Here is a 2,154-nt window from a genome sequence, read left to right as displayed (position 1 = left end):
AGTAGGTTCAAGTTATTTTGGGAAGTTGTCACTGATTAATGTAGTTACTCCAACAGGTAATTCTGATTTTGACTCATTAATATGTAGAGCAAAGAATGTGTATATCAATCCAGATGAGGATAAACATCAACTATTTTGTGAAGCCATTCAATCCTTGAATTGGTTTGATAATTCTATTTTTGAAGATCATTCAGTTCTCTATATTGCATTGGGTGCCTGTCTAGAAGGAAAAATAACAAGCTCGCAATACGCAACGCTCTCACAATGGATGGAACTAAAGAAACGGTATAATTCTAATCTAATAAAAATTTATCCTTTGTTAGATGAGAATGGTAATATAACTGACGACTCATGGGAACATCTCTTTACACACCTAATATCAAAGTTCCCAAGAGAAAATATTCAACTATTTTGCGAGAGATTAAAGGCTCTTCCTTTTAGCGAGCGAGTTTTAATTAAAGTCCCGGCCTCTCGCTTTAGCTCTGATGACGTAACTGAAGCTTTTGATGCCGGTAACGGCGTTCTTCTCTTTGGTAATATTGGGGATAAAGCATATACAGCACTTTCGACGGGTGCCTATGAATTACTGATGGAAGCAAATTATGGTGAAAATTTTTTCCAACTCAAACCTCAGCTTGGTTCGGTAAGTATTAACGATATTGAACAGTCTATGCGTAACAAAGCTCGAGTTATGAGTACGTATTACCCACATCCCAAAGGTACTAAATGCGACAATCCAAGGTTTTTCCATAAAGAACCATCACGAACAACAACTTTAATTGGCTATCATGATATGTGGCACACTTATGCTGCCTCCTCTTCGCCAAAAGAATTACACCAACCGCTGTTTAATTTCGTTGATACTGTCAGAGCGTATACAGGTAAAAAATGGTCATCAGGCTTATGGGATGTAATCGATTATAGTTATACTAACCTACCTTTTAAAGACAGCCAAAATCCTAGCATGATGCTACTCATTGGCGCCATAGCCGGTCATCAATACAGTCTAAAAAAGGGTATTTTTCCCCTGAAATAGGAGTATTAATACTCGATACACATTTATTCCCTGAAAGATGGATTTCATATGGGATCAATAGCGCTGATATTCATCATGCACTATATCATCGACCCAAAGTAATGAAAGACCACGTAAACTTAGCTCACTATTCTATACTCGAATGGGTTGATTTCTTTTTACCCTCTGACCCAAAGCAATTCTCTTTATTTAAATTGGCTATTATCTTCGAATGCAGCAAACAAAAGATAGATCAGGGAACTATAGTTGATCTGCTAGTATTCATTCAAGAACAAAAAGATATTATTTTGCCGCTGATTACAATAGACAATAAAAAATCTTAACTATTCCTATTCACCATTTTCAAATCGTAAAATGCAGGAAATGCGTCTTGGCTTCAATGAAAAATATTTTGGTGAAGGCGAACAACAGGATGATGAAAACATAATTATTGAAATATGCCAATATCTTGGTGTAGGCGAACCTTTTATTAACTCATGTTACGCACGTTCGGTTTAAGCGGCCATATTTTTAAGCCCCTGCCAAGCCATTTGATTTGCTCTAAGAATGAGTTTGTACTGAATGGCAAAGTGATTTAATTGAGTTTTTAACTTCAACAGCTTGAGCTTGCAGTAAGCAATAATAAAAGCATAAATATGATTACACTGAGTTTTGATGGTTCGAGTGGCTTTGTCGCAAAAAAATAAGAGCTGATTTACACTCGGAGCTACCAAGAGCAATGGTGGCACTAATATGATCAGTTTCAAATGGCGTCATTTTTAAGCAGGATATCATTTTAATGCTGGTATTTAATTATACTTTATATATGAATTAAAAATATATTTCTTGTTCATATTAATTCCAATAAAAGGACTATTATTTCTTATGAATTGCATGAAGCTAGTAAATCATTTATTTTTTCTACGGATGAAAAAAGAATCATCTCCATACAATTACTTATCACAGTTAAGCCAATTCACAAGAACCTAAAATGCAAAGATTGCCTTATAAACGACTCACTCTCTTATCAAGGTTCCCCCTATCTTGTGAGTTTATTAAATCAGTCGTATAACTATAAGACAATAAGTAGGAGCACCTAATGTCAGGAAAAAAGCTTAAAAATAGAACAAGTCATCCTT

Annotated in this window: 2 protein-coding genes and 1 pseudogene; 2 read left to right on the top strand and 1 reads right to left on the bottom strand. The window is 35.1% G+C overall.

Annotated elements, in window-relative coordinates:
• Both BN58_RS32010 and BN58_RS34955 read left to right on the top strand, forming a co-directional pair.
• A partial coding sequence (locus BN58_RS32010; protein ID WP_198009949.1) for a hypothetical protein occupies positions 1-1,036 on the top strand: 1,036 nt, incomplete at its 5' end.
• A gap of 354 nt (positions 1,037-1,390) precedes the next feature.
• Entirely contained in the window at positions 1,391-1,534 is a 144-nt protein-coding gene (locus tag BN58_RS34955) for a hypothetical protein (protein ID WP_232220718.1), read from the top strand.
• On the opposite strand, the pseudogene BN58_RS38275 reads toward BN58_RS34955, so the two are convergent.
• Positions 1,531-1,704 (bottom strand): annotated as a pseudogene (locus BN58_RS38275) (IS701 family transposase); the annotation flags it as partial. The gene BN58_RS34955 and the pseudogene BN58_RS38275 overlap by 4 nt on opposite strands.
• Positions 1,705-2,154 lie beyond the last annotated feature (450 nt).

The sequence above is a fragment of the Legionella tunisiensis genome (assembly GCF_000308315.1).
Taxonomy (GTDB): Bacteria; Pseudomonadota; Gammaproteobacteria; order Legionellales; family Legionellaceae; genus Tatlockia; species Tatlockia tunisiensis.
Note: the sequence above shows the minus strand (reverse complement) of the source record. Positions and strands in the feature narration are given on the sequence as shown.

What these genes read in the sequence shown, in the direction of transcription:
- BN58_RS34955 (WP_232220718.1), top strand. Translation starts at nt 1,391, where the DNA reads ATGCAGGAAATGCGTCTTGGCTTCAATGAAAAATATTTTGGTGAAGGC.